We start from the raw sequence: 15,801 nt of genomic DNA, 5'->3' as shown, positions 1-15,801 counted from the left end.
CCTTTCGACTACTCAATCTATTCGTGTACTCTATCCATTCCACTTTAACGAATAATTCCCTTTCAAGCAATCTACAGAGCCTCACATAACTAGCAGAGAAAAAGAAAACAGACCACCCTGACATCTAGTCAGAATTGGTCTGTTGAATTGTCTATAGTTAGCGTAACACAGAAAGCGGGTTTACCAAACGCCCGTTTTTGTGCACTTCAAAATGAAGATGGACACCTGTAGAGTCACCTGTAGATCCCATAATACCAATGGCTCCACCTTTGCTGACAACTTGTCCAACTTTTACCTTTGCACTGCGCAAATGTCCATAAAGGGTTTGCGTGCCATTTCCATGATTAATCGTTACGGAAATACCATAGTCTCCATTCCAGCCAGCTTGGACAACGCGACCGTTATCTGCTGCTTTCACCGTACCTGATCCCGCAATATCAATACCTTTATGCATACGTCCCCAGCGAGTTCCAAACCCACTGCTGATATAGCCCCTAGCTGGCCAAGCAATACGACCGGTACCACGGTCTGCAATGACCTTCGTACCTTTTTCAATAATTTTTGAAACAGGTTGTTGAATCATATCTTCATTGATCATCTTTGTTGCTACAAGCTGACCATTTTCTTTTACATATTCGTACTGAACACGTTTTAAACCATTCTTACCCTCGCGAACTACTTTCGTTTCACCTTTAGGCATTTTGGCATTCGATTTTGTTTCAATTTGATAAAAAATATTTTCGTCCTTAGTCGCGTTTTCCACCACTTTAACCGTCACATAAGGGCGAATCTCTGTAACATTTAATTTTTGATCCAATTGAAGCAACGTATTCTCAGTAACACCAGGATTGTTTTTAAATATCTCTTTTTGGGTAATTCCATATTGTTTAGCAATTCCGCTAACTGTATCACCAGGCTTAACAGAATGTATTGCCTCTTGTGCCGTACCTTTAACCAATACTTCCTCTAGCTTGTTAGCCGGCATAATCTTATCGGCCGGTACAGTTTCTGTATCCAGAGAGATCTTTTCCTTGAATGAAACTGACTTAATCTGTTTGTCAGTCGATAGAGAAGCCGCCATAACTTCTGGTTTCTTCGTTTTATTCGTCGGAACGCCACTGAATCGTTCCTTGATATCAGCTAAAACTTTATCCGCTTGTTCTTGATTAGCCGCATATCCCACAAGTTTGTCCCCAACCATGACCTTGATGGCTTCAACCTGAAGATTTGCTTCCTTTTCAAGTGTTTGAAGTGTTTCTTGATTGTTTACCTGCCCTTTAAACACCTTTTCTTCTGCAAAGGTGATATTATCACTTAGCGTAAGCGGGGCATGATGTTTCTGTTCCTGTTCCTTTAAGCGTTCTTCCGTCCATTGCCTCACTACTTCAGGGTTGTCCACCACACCCATCTCTTTACCATTTAGCATGACATGATAAAGGGGAGTCATATTAGAAGTGTAGTAATAATTCGCATAGGTTACGCTAGTAGCACCCATTACAAGTGTCACAGCTACAGTAACAGATTGTTTCTTATGGCTAAGGATATATGCCCAAGCACGGTCTGCAATTCGTCTGGAACTTTGATTACATGTATCAAGCAATGGCTTGACACGCTGAACCAACCAGTCTTTCCATTCGGCCGGTCGCATCATTAATACCTCCTATAAGCCTTTCCAACATCAACATTACTCGCGCAAAAGTTGAAAAAACAAAATGTTCCAGCACATTGTGTCTGGAGTTAAATTATACCTGTCAAATTTCCTAATTAAGCCAACTTATTAAACTGTATCACATCACAGCAATCGACATCAAGTGTAAAATCCGGTCGAATAAATAGTAATGTGTCGAGTAATAATAAAGTCACAAGATTGTAAAAGAATAACAAGGTACTATTTACCTGTATATGAATGATGATTCTCATAGGAAATAATACCCACAACATGTAAAAGCAAGAGCGGTCGTCACTAATCAAAAAATAAGTCAGTTCGTTACATACTTCCAAACGACTGGAGGAAATTTCTATGAAAGAAATTAGTATTTTAGCAGGATTTTCATCCCTTCAGAGCGCTCAACAGGCAGCAAACGAATTACGGCAGCTAGGATGCTCCACAGTTCAGATTGATGAGGTAAGTAGCTATCCGGGAACAGGTGTAGACCGCATAATGAATCCCATTACTGGGGAAATACCCAATTTGGGAAGTATGACGTTAAGCGGAGACTTTCCTTCTGGTCGTGATGCTAGTGTGCTAGCAGCTTCTGACCCTTCTGCTAGCGGCATGGCTGATCGAGGTGCTGAGGCTAATATGCCAAACCTGCTGCTAACCTGCCTAGTGGATGATGCCATTAGTAGTAAAGCCAATCAGATTATTCAATCCCATGGCGGGCTGATTTAACCTATCTGGACCTCTTAGGAAAAGGAAAAGAGACTGTTTTGAAACGTCTACATGTAGTCATATAGACGTAGAAAACAGTCCTTTTCCTGTCACCCCTGTTTTTTTGTGGTGCAGTCAAATCAAACGTATTACATGACTTATCGTGCTTTTTTAATCAATATCCCCTGCTATTCCAATGTACATGAATTCTGCATAACCTATTTAATAGCTACCATTGAGGTAATGTCACGTATGGATAATCTGCGAATTTCTTTCTTTTTGTTTGTATCATTCTCTCTTTTGCCAAGTACGAAGCAAACATATCCCTTGCTTACATGAGTCATGGTCCCGCTGATGATTGCACCATTGAACATTTTAACTTCCACATCTTTGCCAACCAATGTCATTGCTTTTTGATCGAATCCCATTATCAAGCACCCCGTTTTCATTTGGTATACGATACGATATGCCCAGATGGTGGGTACTGGTGACTGTCCCAAAACAACTTTTTTGCGAAGAGGTAGAAAATCATTATTTCCGTTCATAAAAAAGCGGCTCCTATGCTAGTTATAAGCATAAGAACCGCTTGTTTCATTTGGCAAGAGCCTATACGTAAATGCCTCTTACTACGTTTGTCTGTTCACGGTCAGGCCCAACGGAGAAGATAGACATAGGTACTCCTGTTAGCTGTGTGATACGCTCGATATAGTGACGAGCAGTAGCAGGCAGATCATTTAAATCACGTACGCCCGTGATATCTTCACTCCAACCCTCAAGCTCTTCATATACTGGCTCACATTCAGCCAGTACCTTTAGGCTTGCCGGGAATTCGTTCAGAATCTCACCTTTGTACTTATAAGCCGTACAAATTCGAAGTTTGTCAATGCCAGATAGTGTATCTAGCTTCGTAATTGCTAAACCAGTGATACCACTCACGCGACGGGCATGACGAACCACCACAGCATCAAACCAGCCGATACGGCGAGGTCTTCCTGTTGTTGTACCGAATTCAAAGCCGACCTCACGGATGTGATCTCCTGTTGCATCGTGTAATTCTGTAGGGAATGGACCGTCTCCTACACGTGTTGTATATGCTTTCGCCACGCCAATTACTTGATGAATTTTGGATGGTCCTACACCAGAACCGATAGTCACCCCACCAGCGATCGGGTTAGACGATGTTACATATGGATAAGTACCTTGGTCAATATCTAATAGTACCCCTTGGGCACCTTCAAATAGCACACGGTTTCCATTATCAATAACGTCATTTAACACGACTGATGTATCAGCTACGTATGGACGAATGATTTCAGCATACTTCAGATATTCTTCATAGATATCTTCTAGTTTAAAGCCTTCTTCGTTATAAAGCTTCTCAAGAACGCGGTTTTTCTCAACTAGGTTCCGAGCTAACTTTTCCTTAAACTCTTCTTTGTCCATCAAATCAGCGATACGAATACCAATGCGCGCTGCTTTATCCATGTAAGCAGGACCGATACCTTTACGAGTAGTGCCGATTTTGTTTTGGCCTCTGCTCTCTTCTTCTACTCCATCCAGCTTAATATGGTATGGCAGAATAACATGAGCACGATCGCTAATTTTTAAATTATTCGTAGTGAATCCATGGCCATGCAGATATTCTAACTCTGCTACCAATGCCTTAGGATCAATAACCATGCCGTTTCCAATTACGCAGATTTTATCCTTATAAAAGATCCCGGATGGAATCAAATGGAGCTTATATTTATTCCCATCAAAAATAATTGTATGACCAGCATTGTTACCACCCTGGTAACGTGCTACTACCTCTGCTGTTTCTGCTAAGTAATCTGTAATTTTTCCTTTTCCTTCATCGCCCCATTGGGTTCCTACAACCACGACTGTTGACAATGAACACACCTCCTGATTAATAATCAGAAAAACAAACTCATTTTACTAAAGCAACGAACAGATGTCAACCAAATCACGAACATTTTATAATCCTTATTACTATATGTTCGTAAATACATATTCATTCTATGCCAATAAAATGCAGGCTCCCCTGTCCTTTTACCTATTTTTCTTAGTATATGTCAAAAAAAGAAAAACAGGCGAAAATAAGCTCTTGTTGTACCTAGTAAAAATAAGAAATACGTATTTTCTGCCGGTCATAACACAAAAAAGCCATCTTCTTGAAATGGAAGATGGCTTTTTTTCGTTAGCCTACATCCCGATAACGATGATCTAAGCTGACGAATTTATTAAATTCCTTTAAGAAAACAAGCTCAACGGTTCCGGTAGGACCATTACGTTGCTTGGCAATGATAATCTCAATAATATTTTTGGCCTCAGTTTCCTTATCGTAGTAGTCATCACGATACAGGAAGGCAACAATATCAGCATCCTGCTCAATGGAACCTGATTCACGGATATCTGACATCATTGGACGTTTATCTTGCCGCTGCTCAACAGAACGGCTTAACTGTGACAAAGCAATGATAGGTACATTTAACTCACGGGCAATCCCTTTTAACGTACGTGAGATCTCAGATACTTCCTGCTGTCGGTTGTCACCTTTTCCTCGTCCCTGAATCAACTGTAAGTAGTCAATTAGAATGAGACCTAATCCTTTTTCCGTTTGAAGACGTCGGCATTTTGCGCGAATATCCTGTACCGTAATACCTGGTGTATCATCAATATAGACGGGGGCCTTCGCTAAAGTGCCAATGGCCATCGTTAGCTTTTGCCAATCGTCTTCTTCCAATCCACCAGAGCGCATACGGGAAGCATCTAGGTTCCCTTCCGCACAAATCATACGTTGTACGAGCTGAGACGCTGACATCTCAAGAGAAAAGATAGCTACTGTTTCATTCGCCCTCGCGGCAACGTTCTGCGCTACGTTCAAAGCAAACGCTGTTTTACCTACAGAAGGACGGGCAGCTAAAATAATCAGGTCAGATCGTTGAAAACCTGCCGTCATTTTATCTAAATCAGGATAACCAGATGGAATACCTGTTATATCGCCTTTTCTTTGGCTTAAAAATTCAATGCGCTCATAGGTTTCCATCAAAGCATCACGAATAGGAATAAACCCTCCGCTATTGCGGTTTTGTGCGATCTCTAGGATATATTTTTCCGCATCCGCAATGATTTCGCCTACTTCATCCTCACGTGAGTAGCCATCATTAGCAATTTTAGTTGCTGTACGAATTAATCGACGAAGTAATGATTTCTCTTCTACGATCTTGGCATAATACTCAATATTAGCCGCTGTAGGAACAGAGCTAGCGAGGGATGTTAAATAGACAACACCACCCGTTTCTTCCAAGACCTTTTGATCCTGTAAATCTGCTGTGACGGTTACAAGGTCAACTGGCTCTCCTCTTTCATAAAGAGCAAGCATGGTATTGAAGATACGCTGGTGAGAAGTTTTATAGAAGTCTTCTGGGCGAAGGAGTTCCATCGCAGTAATAAGCGCTTCTTTGGATAAGAAAATCGCACCCAACACCGATTCTTCCGCCTCTATATTTTGCGGCGGCACTCGGTCCAAATATAAATCGCTCACTTCACACCCCTCAACTTCTGTTCAAATTTTACTCTTCTACTACATGTACTTTTAAAATCGCTACAACATCATGATGGAGCTTTGTTTTTACTTGTGTAACACCTAAAGAACGAATAGGCTCCATATCTAATTTGCGTTTATCCACTTTTACGTTAAATTGCTCTTCCAACGCTTCTACTACCTGCTTGCTGGAAATCGCACCAAAAAGACGTCCGCCCTCACCGGCTTTCCCTTTTATTTTAACGGTCATTTCATTCATTTTCTCAGCCAATTGTTGGGCTTCTAATTTTTCTTGCTCTTTTCTTTTATCTTCGCTCTTTTTTTGTGCCTCTAAATTCTTAACGTTTCCCTCTGTTGCTTCTTTTACTAAGCCTCTAGGAAGTAAGAAATTGCGTACGTAGCCCTCAGACAATTCCTTGATTTCACCTTTTTTTCCTTGTCCTTTTACATCCTTCAAAAAGATTACTTTCATTTGAAACGTCCTCCTTTACAATTCTGTGTCTATAACATCTTTTAACAATCGTACAGCGTCAGGAATGGCAATATCTTTCATCTGAGTAGCGGCTCCATTTAAATGACCGCCTCCACCCATTTTTTCCATGATGGACTGTACATTTATATCGCCTAAGGAACGGGCACTAATTAAAACTACTTCATCAGCTCGCATAGCAATGACAAACGAAGCCTGGACTCCTTCAAGTGTTAATAGAGCCTCTGCTGCTTGCGCTACCTGCACCTGAGTGTAGGTTTCCTTAGGATCACCCACAGCGATTGCCATCTTGTCACGATACACCTCTGTATTCATAACTACGCGTGCGCGTTTGACAAACTGTTGGATGTCCTCTTTCAAGAAACGCTGCACCATTGCAGTATCGGCACCGTTCCTCCGCAAGAAGGAGGCTGCCTCAAAGGTACGTGAACCTGTACGGAATGCAAAGCTTTTGGTATCAACTACAATCCCTGCTAATAGCCCCGTAGCAGTCACGCTATCTAGGCTAACACGATCAGTCTGGTACTGTAGAAGCTCCGTAACTAGCTCTGCTGTAGAGGAAGCGTAAGGCTCCAAATACAACAGAACTGGATCATTAATAAATTCCTCAGAACGGCGATGGTGATCAATAACCACAATGCGGCTGGTTTCTTGCAACAGACGGGATTCAACCACAAGTGACGGACGATGTGTATCTACAATCACTAATAAAGTTCTTGAAGATACAATCTGTAGGGCTTGATCTGGTGAAATGAATGCTTCCGCTAGCGGGGATTGATTCACTTCCTTCATAAGTCGTTCAATCGCTGGATTAACCTCGTCCAACACAATAAAGCCTGGTTTGTTGTGTATTTGTACGGTTTTTATCACACCAAGACAAGCACCGATAGAATCCATATCGGCATTCTTATGTCCCATGACAATAACTTGCTCAGCTTCGTGGATTAAATCACGTAGCGCATGAGCAATAACCCGCGCACGAACACGCGTCCGTTTTTCAACGGCATTCGACTTGCCACCATAGAAGGTTAATTTATTTCCAACCTTCACTGCTGCTTGGTCACCACCGCGTCCAAGAGCAATATCTAGACTGGACTGAGCATTTTTGCCCACTTCCACTAGGCTTGGCATTGCTGCACCTACCCCAATGGATAACGTAATAGGAATCTTGTTGTCAGCCGTCATTTCGCGCACGACATCCAAGATATCAAAACGTGTTTCTTCTAACCGATCCAAGGTAGCGCGATCCATAACCGCTAAAAACTTATCAGAACTCATGCGACGAAGTAAAATCTCATGCTTCTGTGCCCATTCGAGTATCACACCAGATACACTGGTCGTAAGTAATGTACGGCTTTGGTCATCCATTACCTGACTCAGTTCATCAAGGTTATCGAGATGAATGATACCCACAATGGTTTTTTCTTGCTGGTACCGAATAGCTAGCTCTTTATATTCGGTTACATCGGTAAAATACAGCAAACGTTCCTCGGGGCGAATTAAAACCTCATAAATCCGCTCGCCAAAGGTGAAATCAAGCTTTTTCTGTTCTGCTTTCCATTCAAGGGCAGGAAATACTTCAGCTAGTTCTTTTCCGATCAAATTCTCCATATTGGTCATTTGTTGCATATAAGGATTCGTCCACTCCACTTCTCGATCCTCATTAAACAGCAGTATCCCAATCGGCATTTCCTGCAATACGCCTTCACTTGCCTTCTTAACTCGATGATTAATAGTGGCAATATACATTTTTAAGTCTTGCTGAAATCTCTTTTCAATTTGAAGCGTGGCTAATATGAGACCGATAATGCACACTATCCCTATCGCGCCATATATCCAGTGATATAACGTTAAGATGGCGACAAGCACTAAGCTAAAACTTAAAGCTAAAACCATATGTAAGCCATACCAACGTTTAAACAGGAACTTGGGCATTTACTCAGCTCCTCTTCACTTTCTACTCTCAAGTCTAGTACGTAATCGTATGCCCAAATCAAGCAATCCCACGAATCCTAATACGGTAGCCAACAATAATACTACCCCGCCTATATTAAGTATAGTAGCTAGGATGAGAAAAATAAATACTCCAGCAAAGACATATGGAAAACGCCATTTGCTCTTATATTTATCAACAACGAATGCAACAAACCCTAATCCCTGAATAAAAAACAGGAATTGCAGTGCATAAAACAAGTTAAATAACAAAGAACCACTCGTTGTTTGACCCATTGTATTCCTATTGAAGAGCATGAACAGCAATGTTACCACATAAAAAAACAGAAGTGATCTCGGTAATTGCCATTGTCGTATAGGCGGCAAAGCTGGAATTTGAATGGACAGTCTTTTACTGATCAGTCGTGCCATCCAATGAATGAACGTGGTAGATATAAAGCTACCAAACATAATGATAAACGGCAACAACATGGTCAACATCTCAAATATGTCAATTAATAATTTTTTCCACGCCTCTGCGGTAAACTCTGGAGGTCTTAACTCCAAAAGCTGCGGATTATTTAAAGCTAATTCTTTTCCTTGATGGAATTGCTGAACAATATCAATGCCCATCAGCTTCGATGATACATACACTAAAAATACATAAGACAGCGCTTTAACAATAGAACCTGCAAAAATACTTGGAAATGCCCGATTGGTATTCTTATACGCAAAGCCCATCACCCAGCCCAGCAATACGGCAGATAGTGCAAAAATAACACCAGCAATCGAGCTAATGATCAGCCCAAGTACAGCATATGCTATTGCTATGATAATCATTTGTTTGCCAGTACGTCTCATGGCTAAAATGATGAACGGAATAGGCAACAAGAAAGAGAATACGCCAGATAGAGGAGTTGCAAGGCTTACAAAGAGAAACACGCCTGCAATTCCCAGTAACAAAGCACTTTCTGCTAGTTGTTTTGTTCGATTAGGCAAACAGGAGCGACTCCCCTCTTATAAATATGGAAAAAGAGGGGCCACGCTCTGTGCCCCCCTTTGACTTTATTGATTCTATTCAGCCGTATATGGCAGCAACGCTACTTGACGAGCGCGTTTAATAGCGATTGTCAATCTACGTTGATATTTAGCAGAAGTACCAGTTACACGACGAGGTAAGATTTTACCACGCTCACTGATGAACTTCTTAAGAAGATCAATATCTTTATAATCGATCTTTTTAATCTTATTAACAGTAAAGTAGCAAACTTTACGGCGTTTATTAGGACGTCCTTTACGTGCCATGAGAGTCCCTCCTTTTCAAGTTATGATAGTTTACATACGATCTAGAACTTAACTAGAAAGGCAGATCATCATCTGAGATGTTAATCGGCTTTCCAGAATCGGCGAAGGGGTCATTAAATGAATCGTTATTACCTTTGGAAGCCGGACGCGTGCCACCATAGCCTGGACCAGGGTCATAGCCGGTGTTTCCTTCACTCGCTTCACGTGAGCTTAGGAATTGCACGTTATCTGCGACAACTTCTGTTACGTATACTCTTTTACCCTCTTTATTATCATAGCTTCTGGTTTGTAAACGGCCTTCTACAGCAGCTTTTCTACCTTTACGAAGATAGTTTGCACATAGATCAGCCAATTGACGCCATGCTACAATATTGATAAAGTCCGTTTCTCTTTCGCCACCGGCTCCAGAATAAGGACGATTTATCGCCAAGGTAAAGGTCGTTACCGCAACACCATTGGGCGTATAACGCAATTCAGGGTCCTTTGTTAAGTTTCCAATTAGAATAACACGATTTAGCATAAGACTCCCTCCCCGCGACAACGATTACTGATCTTCTCTTACGAAAAGGAAACGAATAACGTCGTCGTTAATTTTCATCAAACGCTCAGTTTCAGAAACAACCTCAGCGTTAGCTTTAAAGTTCATCAAAACGTAGAAACCATCCTTGAACTTTTGGATTTCATAAGCAAGACGACGCTTACCCATTTCTTGAAGCTTGGTGATTTCTCCACCATTGTTAGTAACGACTTCGCTATAACGAGCTACATTCGCTTTCACTTTCTCTTCTTCAAGGTCTGGACGCAATACGTACATTACTTCATATTGACGCATACCTTCTTCACCTCCTTTTGGACTAGCGGCCCTTTAAAAAAGGGCAAGGAGCGAGTGCTAATGAAACCTACTAGAGGCACCCATTTCCATACTCGCATTTAAGCATTATAACAAACCATTAAGGACAAATCAAGAGATTACACGTTGAAACGGAAATGAATAACGTCGCCATCTTTTACCACGTATTCTTTACCTTCCAAGCGGTATTTCCCTTTTTCACGAGCGGCATTCACATTGCCCGCCTCTACCAAATCATTATAAGCTACCACTTCGGCACGAATAAATCCACGCTCAAAGTCTGTGTGAATAACACCAGCAGCCTGAGGAGCCTTGGTTTCTCGACGAATTGTCCATGCACGCACCTCTTGAACCCCAGCCGTGAAGTACGTAATCAAACCAAGCAAGGAATAAGCAGCGCGGATCAAGCGGTCAAGACCTGATTCTTGCAGTCCTAGCTCTTCTAGGAACATTTCCTTGTCTTCGCCTTCTAATTCAGCAATTTCAGATTCTACTTTTGCACTGATAATAACTACCTCAGCGCCTTCAGCTTCAGCATGCTTGCGAACTGCTTGTACATGCGGATTCTCATCAGCAGTGTGGATGCCGTCTTCTGCTACATTACAAACATACAGCATTGGTTTAATGGTTAACAGGTGCAGGTCACGAATGATTTTAAGCTCATCTTCTGTTAGCTCAACACCACGTGCTGCTTGTCCTTCTTCAAAGGCTGCCTTTAGTTTTTCTAATACCTCAAGCTCTACCTTTGCCTCTTTATCACCTGATTTCGCTTTACGCCCCATACGATCAATACGGCGAGTAACGGAATCTAAATCAGCAAATACCAATTCCAGGTTAATGGTTTCAATATCGCTTAGAGGGTCTACTTTACCTGCAACGTGTACAATGTTCTGATCTTCAAAGCAACGTACCACCTGTGCAATCGCATCTACTTCACGAATATGGGCCAAAAATTGGTTGCCCAATCCTTCCCCTTTGCTCGCTCCTTTAACCAAACCAGCAATATCCACGAATTCAAAAGCCGTAGGTACAACTTTGTTTGGAACAACGATCTCTGTTAATTTGTTTAGACGCGGATCAGGTACTTCTACGATACCCACGTTAGGATCAATGGTACAGAAAGGATAGTTTGCGGATTCTGCTCCCGCTTGCGTAATTGCATTAAATAAGGTAGATTTCCCAACATTCGGAAGACCTACAATTCCAACGCTCGAACCCATGTATATATACACTCCTTATTTTCCGAAATAGAACATGCTCTTTAGTATAAAGACTTACTGGTTATAATACAATCACACAGTTCCCAATCTTTAATAGAAATGGTTCCCACAACTTGACCTAAAATTGCTTTTTCATATTTGTTTCATATCCTAATAAAAAGTCGTCGTTTTTTAAATAAGTTCAGCCTTAATTTTACAGTCAGTTATAATACCGCTTTTTCCAAAACAATAATATCCGCATTCAGTGTGCAAGTAATAACTTTCCTTCATAGATTAATACTTTTTTTAGGTAATATAGCGCCTATCTTGTCAATACACTCATTGTTGCATTTCTTAATGCCTATTGCAATTTTATATCGCTTCACAGACTGTAAAGTTTTATTGTATGCAGTACATTTTGTTGCTTAAAAATTATATTTATATCCTACAAGGTTTAAGTATTGAGTAAATAAAAAAACGTAGATGCTGGCGCACCTACGATTTTATACAATAGACCATCTCTCAATAGGATTGACTAGCATAGGGTAAGATCGTCAAGCTTTGGAAGGCTTAGTGGCGGTCTTACTTTTTTGGGCCGAGGCAACGGCGACTCTTGTCACGACTAATCCCGGCAAGGCCACAAGGAAGCTACCAAACTGGAACAATGGAGAAGGAGTTTCATGAGTGATTGCTATGTACTCTTTTTATTTTCTAGGAGGTTTGCCATGAGGATCTCTAAAGTCTGTAATAATGATACTATTACCAAAATAATTGGTTACTAGAGTGGCAGTGAAATTGACTGTACTGAACGTACCAATTTCTTTAAATTTATACACCCTAGCATTATTCCATGTCCAAATTTCCCCTTGTTTTTTGGGAGGAATTTCCACTGTGAATGTATCTTTATAGGTGAATTTTTCTGCCCATTTCTTTCCTACCTCTGCCTTAAAAACCTTTTCAAAATCCCCGCCCACAGTTATTGACGTTTCGGAGAATGCATCTCTCTCCACTGTACGTACCCATTCAAAATCCTTTTTTGTCCTATTTTCTGTATAGTCCACTCTATAATCGTATTTCATAGGCCCAACGTAATCTACATATTCATAAGTATCAAAAAGCGCTGGCTGGATACCTTTTCTTTTTTCACTGTCTTTAGCAGTTTGATCCTTAATGGCGGATTCTTTTTTAAATCCATTTTGTTCCATGAATTTTTGTGCTTTATCAGGATCAGCGATGTAAATAACAGGTACTCTTTCCCCTTTTTCACTTGTGATGTATTCAATCTTGTCTGGTACAATGCTGCTTTCGCTCAATGTAGCTGGTAACTCATTGGCTTGGACATTATTACCCATCCAAGGCATCGTAATTCCAATTGATAATGCTGCCACTAATGATAAACTTACTAGCTTTTTCACAATACTAATTCCTCCATTATTGTAAAATTTAGGCATTTTTATATTAGCATACAATAATTGGATATTCCATATCATTTGTAGTATTTTAAATATATTCCGTATTTAGGAGGGATTCAGATTTTATGTTTAAGATAGGTGTTGCTTTTCTTTTTGGAGCGTTTTTTCAGTTATTTTTGGCGATGGTTTGGGGTGAATGGTTCGCGTTAGAAGAATATAAATTTACTAAAGCATACTACAATCACCCTTTAGATTCTTTCTATACGCTTTTCTATTGGGAACTGGCGATAAGTGCGGTAATAATTCTACTCTCTTTCTTCATAAAAAAGGAGCCTAAGTAATAAGGTGCTACGAACTGCAAATCGACGTAATTTTTTATAACGGAGATCGCCATAACAATATCATAGGCGGTCTTTTTCTCTTCATGCCAAAATTGGATTAATAGACTATTTCCTGTAAGCTATTTATAGAAAAAAACCTTTATTATTAAGGGTTTGCTTCGTTTTCTTTACGAGATGTTTTCTTAACAAGACATTTGCCAGTCCTACAATTCCAACGCTCGAACCTGCGTACATATTCCTAATCAAAGCAATAAAAAAAGAAAACCCAGCTTATCTAGGTTTTCTTCTTAGCTTCCTTCAGCAATCCTTCCAATTCATCTAGTCTCTCTTTAAATACCTTCATCGCATCCTCTATTGGTTTAGCTGTGGTCATATCTACCCCCGCCTCCTTCAAAACAGTAAGCGGCGGCTTAGAGCTGCCCAACGAAAGTAACGTCTTGATAAAACGTTCAGCTTCTGGTTTCCCGCCCTCTTCTACTTGTTTAGCAAGAGCTACGGATGCCGCAAAGCTTGTAGCATATTGATAGACATAAAAGTTATAAAAAAAATGAGGGACGCGGGCCCATTCCATGGCGATCTCCTGATCCATAACTACCTGCTTGCCATAATATTTTTTATTGATATCCAGATACATTTTCTTAAGGGAGTCCGCTTGTAGTGCTTCACCGCGTTGATCAGCTTCATACATGGCTTTCTCAAATTCAGCAAATTGAGTTTGACGGAATAAGGTGGTACGGAAATTTTCTAAGTTTTGCACGAGTAATGCCATTTTCTCTTTTTTTGTCTTTGCCTTTTTATATTGGCTCGCAAATAGCAGATTTTCATTCATAGTGGAAGCAACCTCGGCCGTGAAAATCGGGTAACCCGATGTTATATAAGGCTGTGCCTTGTTTGTGTAATACGATTGCATAGCATGTCCCAATTCATGGGCAATAGTTGAGACATCTCCTTTTAAGCCTTGATAATTTAATAAAACATAAGGATGGGTATCGTAAGCCCCCCATTGGTAAGCCCCTGTTCTTTTATCAGGTGTAGAATATACATCTATCCATCGATTATCAAACGCTTTTTTAATCACAGATACATACTCCTCACCAAGTGGTGCAAGCCCGTTTATAACCAAGTCCTTTGCTTGTTCATAGGGGATATAATCATTTTTTTGATCTACAAGGGGTACATATAAGTCATACATATGAAGCTCTGGTAATGAAAGCATCTCTTTACGTAGCTTAAGATAACGCTCCAAGAGCGGTATGTTCTTATTCACAGTGGAAATGAGTTGATCGTATACCTCTACAGGCACCTGATTTGGTGTAAGACTAGCTTCCAAAGCATTCTTATACTTTCTATTTGATGCATATAGGTTATTTGCTTTAATTTGTCCTGCCAGCGTCTGAGCCAAGGTATCCTGATATTTCTCTAGTGTTCGATACATGGCTTGATAGGCGGCTTTTCTTACTTGCCGATCCTTGCTATCCAAATAAGTGGCATAGTTTGTTCTGGTCAACGGCACCATCTTACCTGTTTCATCTTTTATCAGAGGCAGTGGGATGTCTTTGGAAATCATCTTATAAATATTTTCTGGCGTTTCCCCCAACGAAGAAAAGGAAGCCAATAATTGCTCCTGTTCTCTTGGGAGCATGTGCTGTTTTGCACGTATTGTTTCTTGAATAAATGGTTTATAAGGGGCTAATTCTGGTGCCTGTAAAAACTGTTTCATCTTTTGATCGGGAATAGAAACAAGCTCTGGACCTACCCAAGAGGTTCGTTCCTTAACATATACTCGGATTTTTTCGGCTTGGTTGACAATTGCCTGAGCACTTGGGTTAGCCGTTTGTATATCAAAATTCAATGTGGCATACACATTCACCTTATCGAGTAGCCGCATCAATTGACTATACGCTTCCATCCCTTGAGCAAGCGCCTTTGCTGATTTTCTCCATTTGCCCTGTTGAGTTGCAAAAGCGTCGGCTAATCGCTTTGTCTCCTGCTTATCTTTTTCCCACGCTGATACATTTGGATAAATATCTGATAAATTCCATGTAAAAATGGTTGGAATTTCTTTGCGATTTTGATATGATGTTCGTTGTGTCTCTTTGTTACCCACTTGTGGATAGGCAAAGGAAATAGACATGAAGCTGCTGTGGATAAAAAATGTGCATGCAACAACTGCACATACCAGATTCTTTCCCTTGAGAGAAATCATAGCAACCTGCTCCTTTCTAATAACGTAACACTTCCATCATCATTTCTAAACATGCTAGATTCGTTATTTTTTATGTAAGAAAATTGGATGGGATCGTATTCATCTCTTTTATTGTGATAAATTGTCACAAAATTATTCAATTCTATCC

General features: G+C 40.5%; 15 protein-coding genes. 2 read left to right on the top strand and 13 right to left on the bottom strand.

From position 1 onward, the window contains the following. Window positions 1-157: 157 nt before the first annotated feature. Window positions 158-1,651 carry a peptidoglycan DD-metalloendopeptidase family protein gene (locus tag AYJ08_RS09320; RefSeq protein WP_082890904.1) on the bottom strand — a complete coding sequence of 498 codons (1,494 nt, stop codon included), beginning with the start codon at window positions 1,649-1,651 and terminating at the stop codon, window positions 158-160. A 369-nt stretch (window positions 1,652-2,020) separates the two neighbouring features. On the opposite strand from AYJ08_RS09320, the gene AYJ08_RS09315 reads away from it, so the two are divergent. Then, complete coding sequence (locus AYJ08_RS09315; protein WP_064017478.1) at window positions 2,021-2,392, top strand: hypothetical protein; 372 nt, start codon at window positions 2,021-2,023, stop codon at window positions 2,390-2,392. Between the two features lie 197 nt (window positions 2,393-2,589). Here the strand turns inward: AYJ08_RS09315 and AYJ08_RS24900 are convergent, their stop codons facing one another. From AYJ08_RS24900 to AYJ08_RS09260, 11 genes are all read right to left on the bottom strand, one after another. After that, window positions 2,590-2,916 (bottom strand): hypothetical protein, encoded by a 327-nt coding sequence (locus tag AYJ08_RS24900; protein ID WP_369799675.1) that lies wholly within the window; start codon window positions 2,914-2,916, stop codon window positions 2,590-2,592. A 61-nt stretch (window positions 2,917-2,977) separates the two neighbouring features. Further along, window positions 2,978-4,264: an adenylosuccinate synthase gene (locus tag AYJ08_RS09305; RefSeq protein ID WP_064017477.1), complete on the bottom strand. Its 1,287-nt coding sequence runs from the start codon at window positions 4,262-4,264 to the stop codon at window positions 2,978-2,980. 307 nt (window positions 4,265-4,571) lie between these two features. Next, on the bottom strand, window positions 4,572-5,918 hold the full coding sequence (dnaB, locus tag AYJ08_RS09300; RefSeq protein WP_003334014.1) for a replicative DNA helicase: 1,347 nt from the start codon (window positions 5,916-5,918) through the stop codon (window positions 4,572-4,574). A gap of 28 nt (window positions 5,919-5,946) precedes the next feature. Further along, window positions 5,947-6,390, bottom strand: a complete 444-nt coding sequence (gene rplI, locus AYJ08_RS09295; RefSeq protein WP_003334013.1) for a 50S ribosomal protein L9 — start codon at window positions 6,388-6,390, stop codon at window positions 5,947-5,949. Between the two features lie 15 nt (window positions 6,391-6,405). Beyond that, window positions 6,406-8,343: a DHH family phosphoesterase gene (locus tag AYJ08_RS09290; RefSeq protein WP_064017476.1), complete on the bottom strand. Its 1,938-nt coding sequence runs from the start codon at window positions 8,341-8,343 to the stop codon at window positions 6,406-6,408. Window positions 8,344-8,358: 15 nt separating this feature from the next. Then, the gene (locus AYJ08_RS09285) at window positions 8,359-9,339 is read right to left on the bottom strand and encodes a DUF2232 domain-containing protein (RefSeq protein WP_064017475.1); all 981 of its coding nucleotides are present in this window, start codon (window positions 9,337-9,339) and stop codon (window positions 8,359-8,361) included. A 75-nt stretch (window positions 9,340-9,414) separates the two neighbouring features. After that, entirely contained in the window at window positions 9,415-9,645 is a 231-nt protein-coding gene (gene rpsR / locus AYJ08_RS09280; protein WP_003334009.1) for a 30S ribosomal protein S18, read from the bottom strand. 52 nt (window positions 9,646-9,697) lie between these two features. Next, window positions 9,698-10,165: a single-stranded DNA-binding protein gene (locus tag AYJ08_RS09275; RefSeq protein WP_031412625.1), complete on the bottom strand. Its 468-nt coding sequence runs from the start codon at window positions 10,163-10,165 to the stop codon at window positions 9,698-9,700. Window positions 10,166-10,189: 24 nt separating this feature from the next. Further along, a complete protein-coding gene (gene rpsF / locus AYJ08_RS09270; protein ID WP_064017474.1) occupies window positions 10,190-10,477 on the bottom strand; it encodes a 30S ribosomal protein S6 in 288 nt (95 codons plus the stop codon). 137 nt (window positions 10,478-10,614) lie between these two features. After that, entirely contained in the window at window positions 10,615-11,715 is a 1,101-nt protein-coding gene (gene ychF / locus AYJ08_RS09265; RefSeq protein WP_031412624.1) for a redox-regulated ATPase YchF, read from the bottom strand. 683 nt (window positions 11,716-12,398) lie between these two features. Further along, window positions 12,399-13,109, bottom strand: a complete 711-nt coding sequence (locus AYJ08_RS09260) for a hypothetical protein (protein ID WP_231929066.1) — start codon at window positions 13,107-13,109, stop codon at window positions 12,399-12,401. 122 nt (window positions 13,110-13,231) lie between these two features. Between AYJ08_RS09260 and AYJ08_RS23950 the strand changes: the two genes are divergently transcribed. Next, window positions 13,232-13,447 (top strand): hypothetical protein, encoded by a 216-nt coding sequence (locus AYJ08_RS23950; protein WP_064017473.1) that lies wholly within the window; start codon window positions 13,232-13,234, stop codon window positions 13,445-13,447. Window positions 13,448-13,721: 274 nt separating this feature from the next. Here the strand turns inward: AYJ08_RS23950 and pepF are convergent, their stop codons facing one another. Next, window positions 13,722-15,653 carry an oligoendopeptidase F gene (gene pepF / locus AYJ08_RS09250; protein WP_064017472.1) on the bottom strand — a complete coding sequence of 644 codons (1,932 nt, stop codon included), beginning with the start codon at window positions 15,651-15,653 and terminating at the stop codon, window positions 13,722-13,724. Window positions 15,654-15,801 lie beyond the last annotated feature (148 nt).

It is taken from the genome of Brevibacillus sp. SKDU10, from assembly GCF_001645205.1.
GTDB classification, from domain to species: Bacteria; Bacillota; Bacilli; order Brevibacillales; family Brevibacillaceae; genus Brevibacillus_B; species Brevibacillus_B halotolerans.
This window is presented reverse-complemented; position numbering and strand designations above follow the sequence as displayed.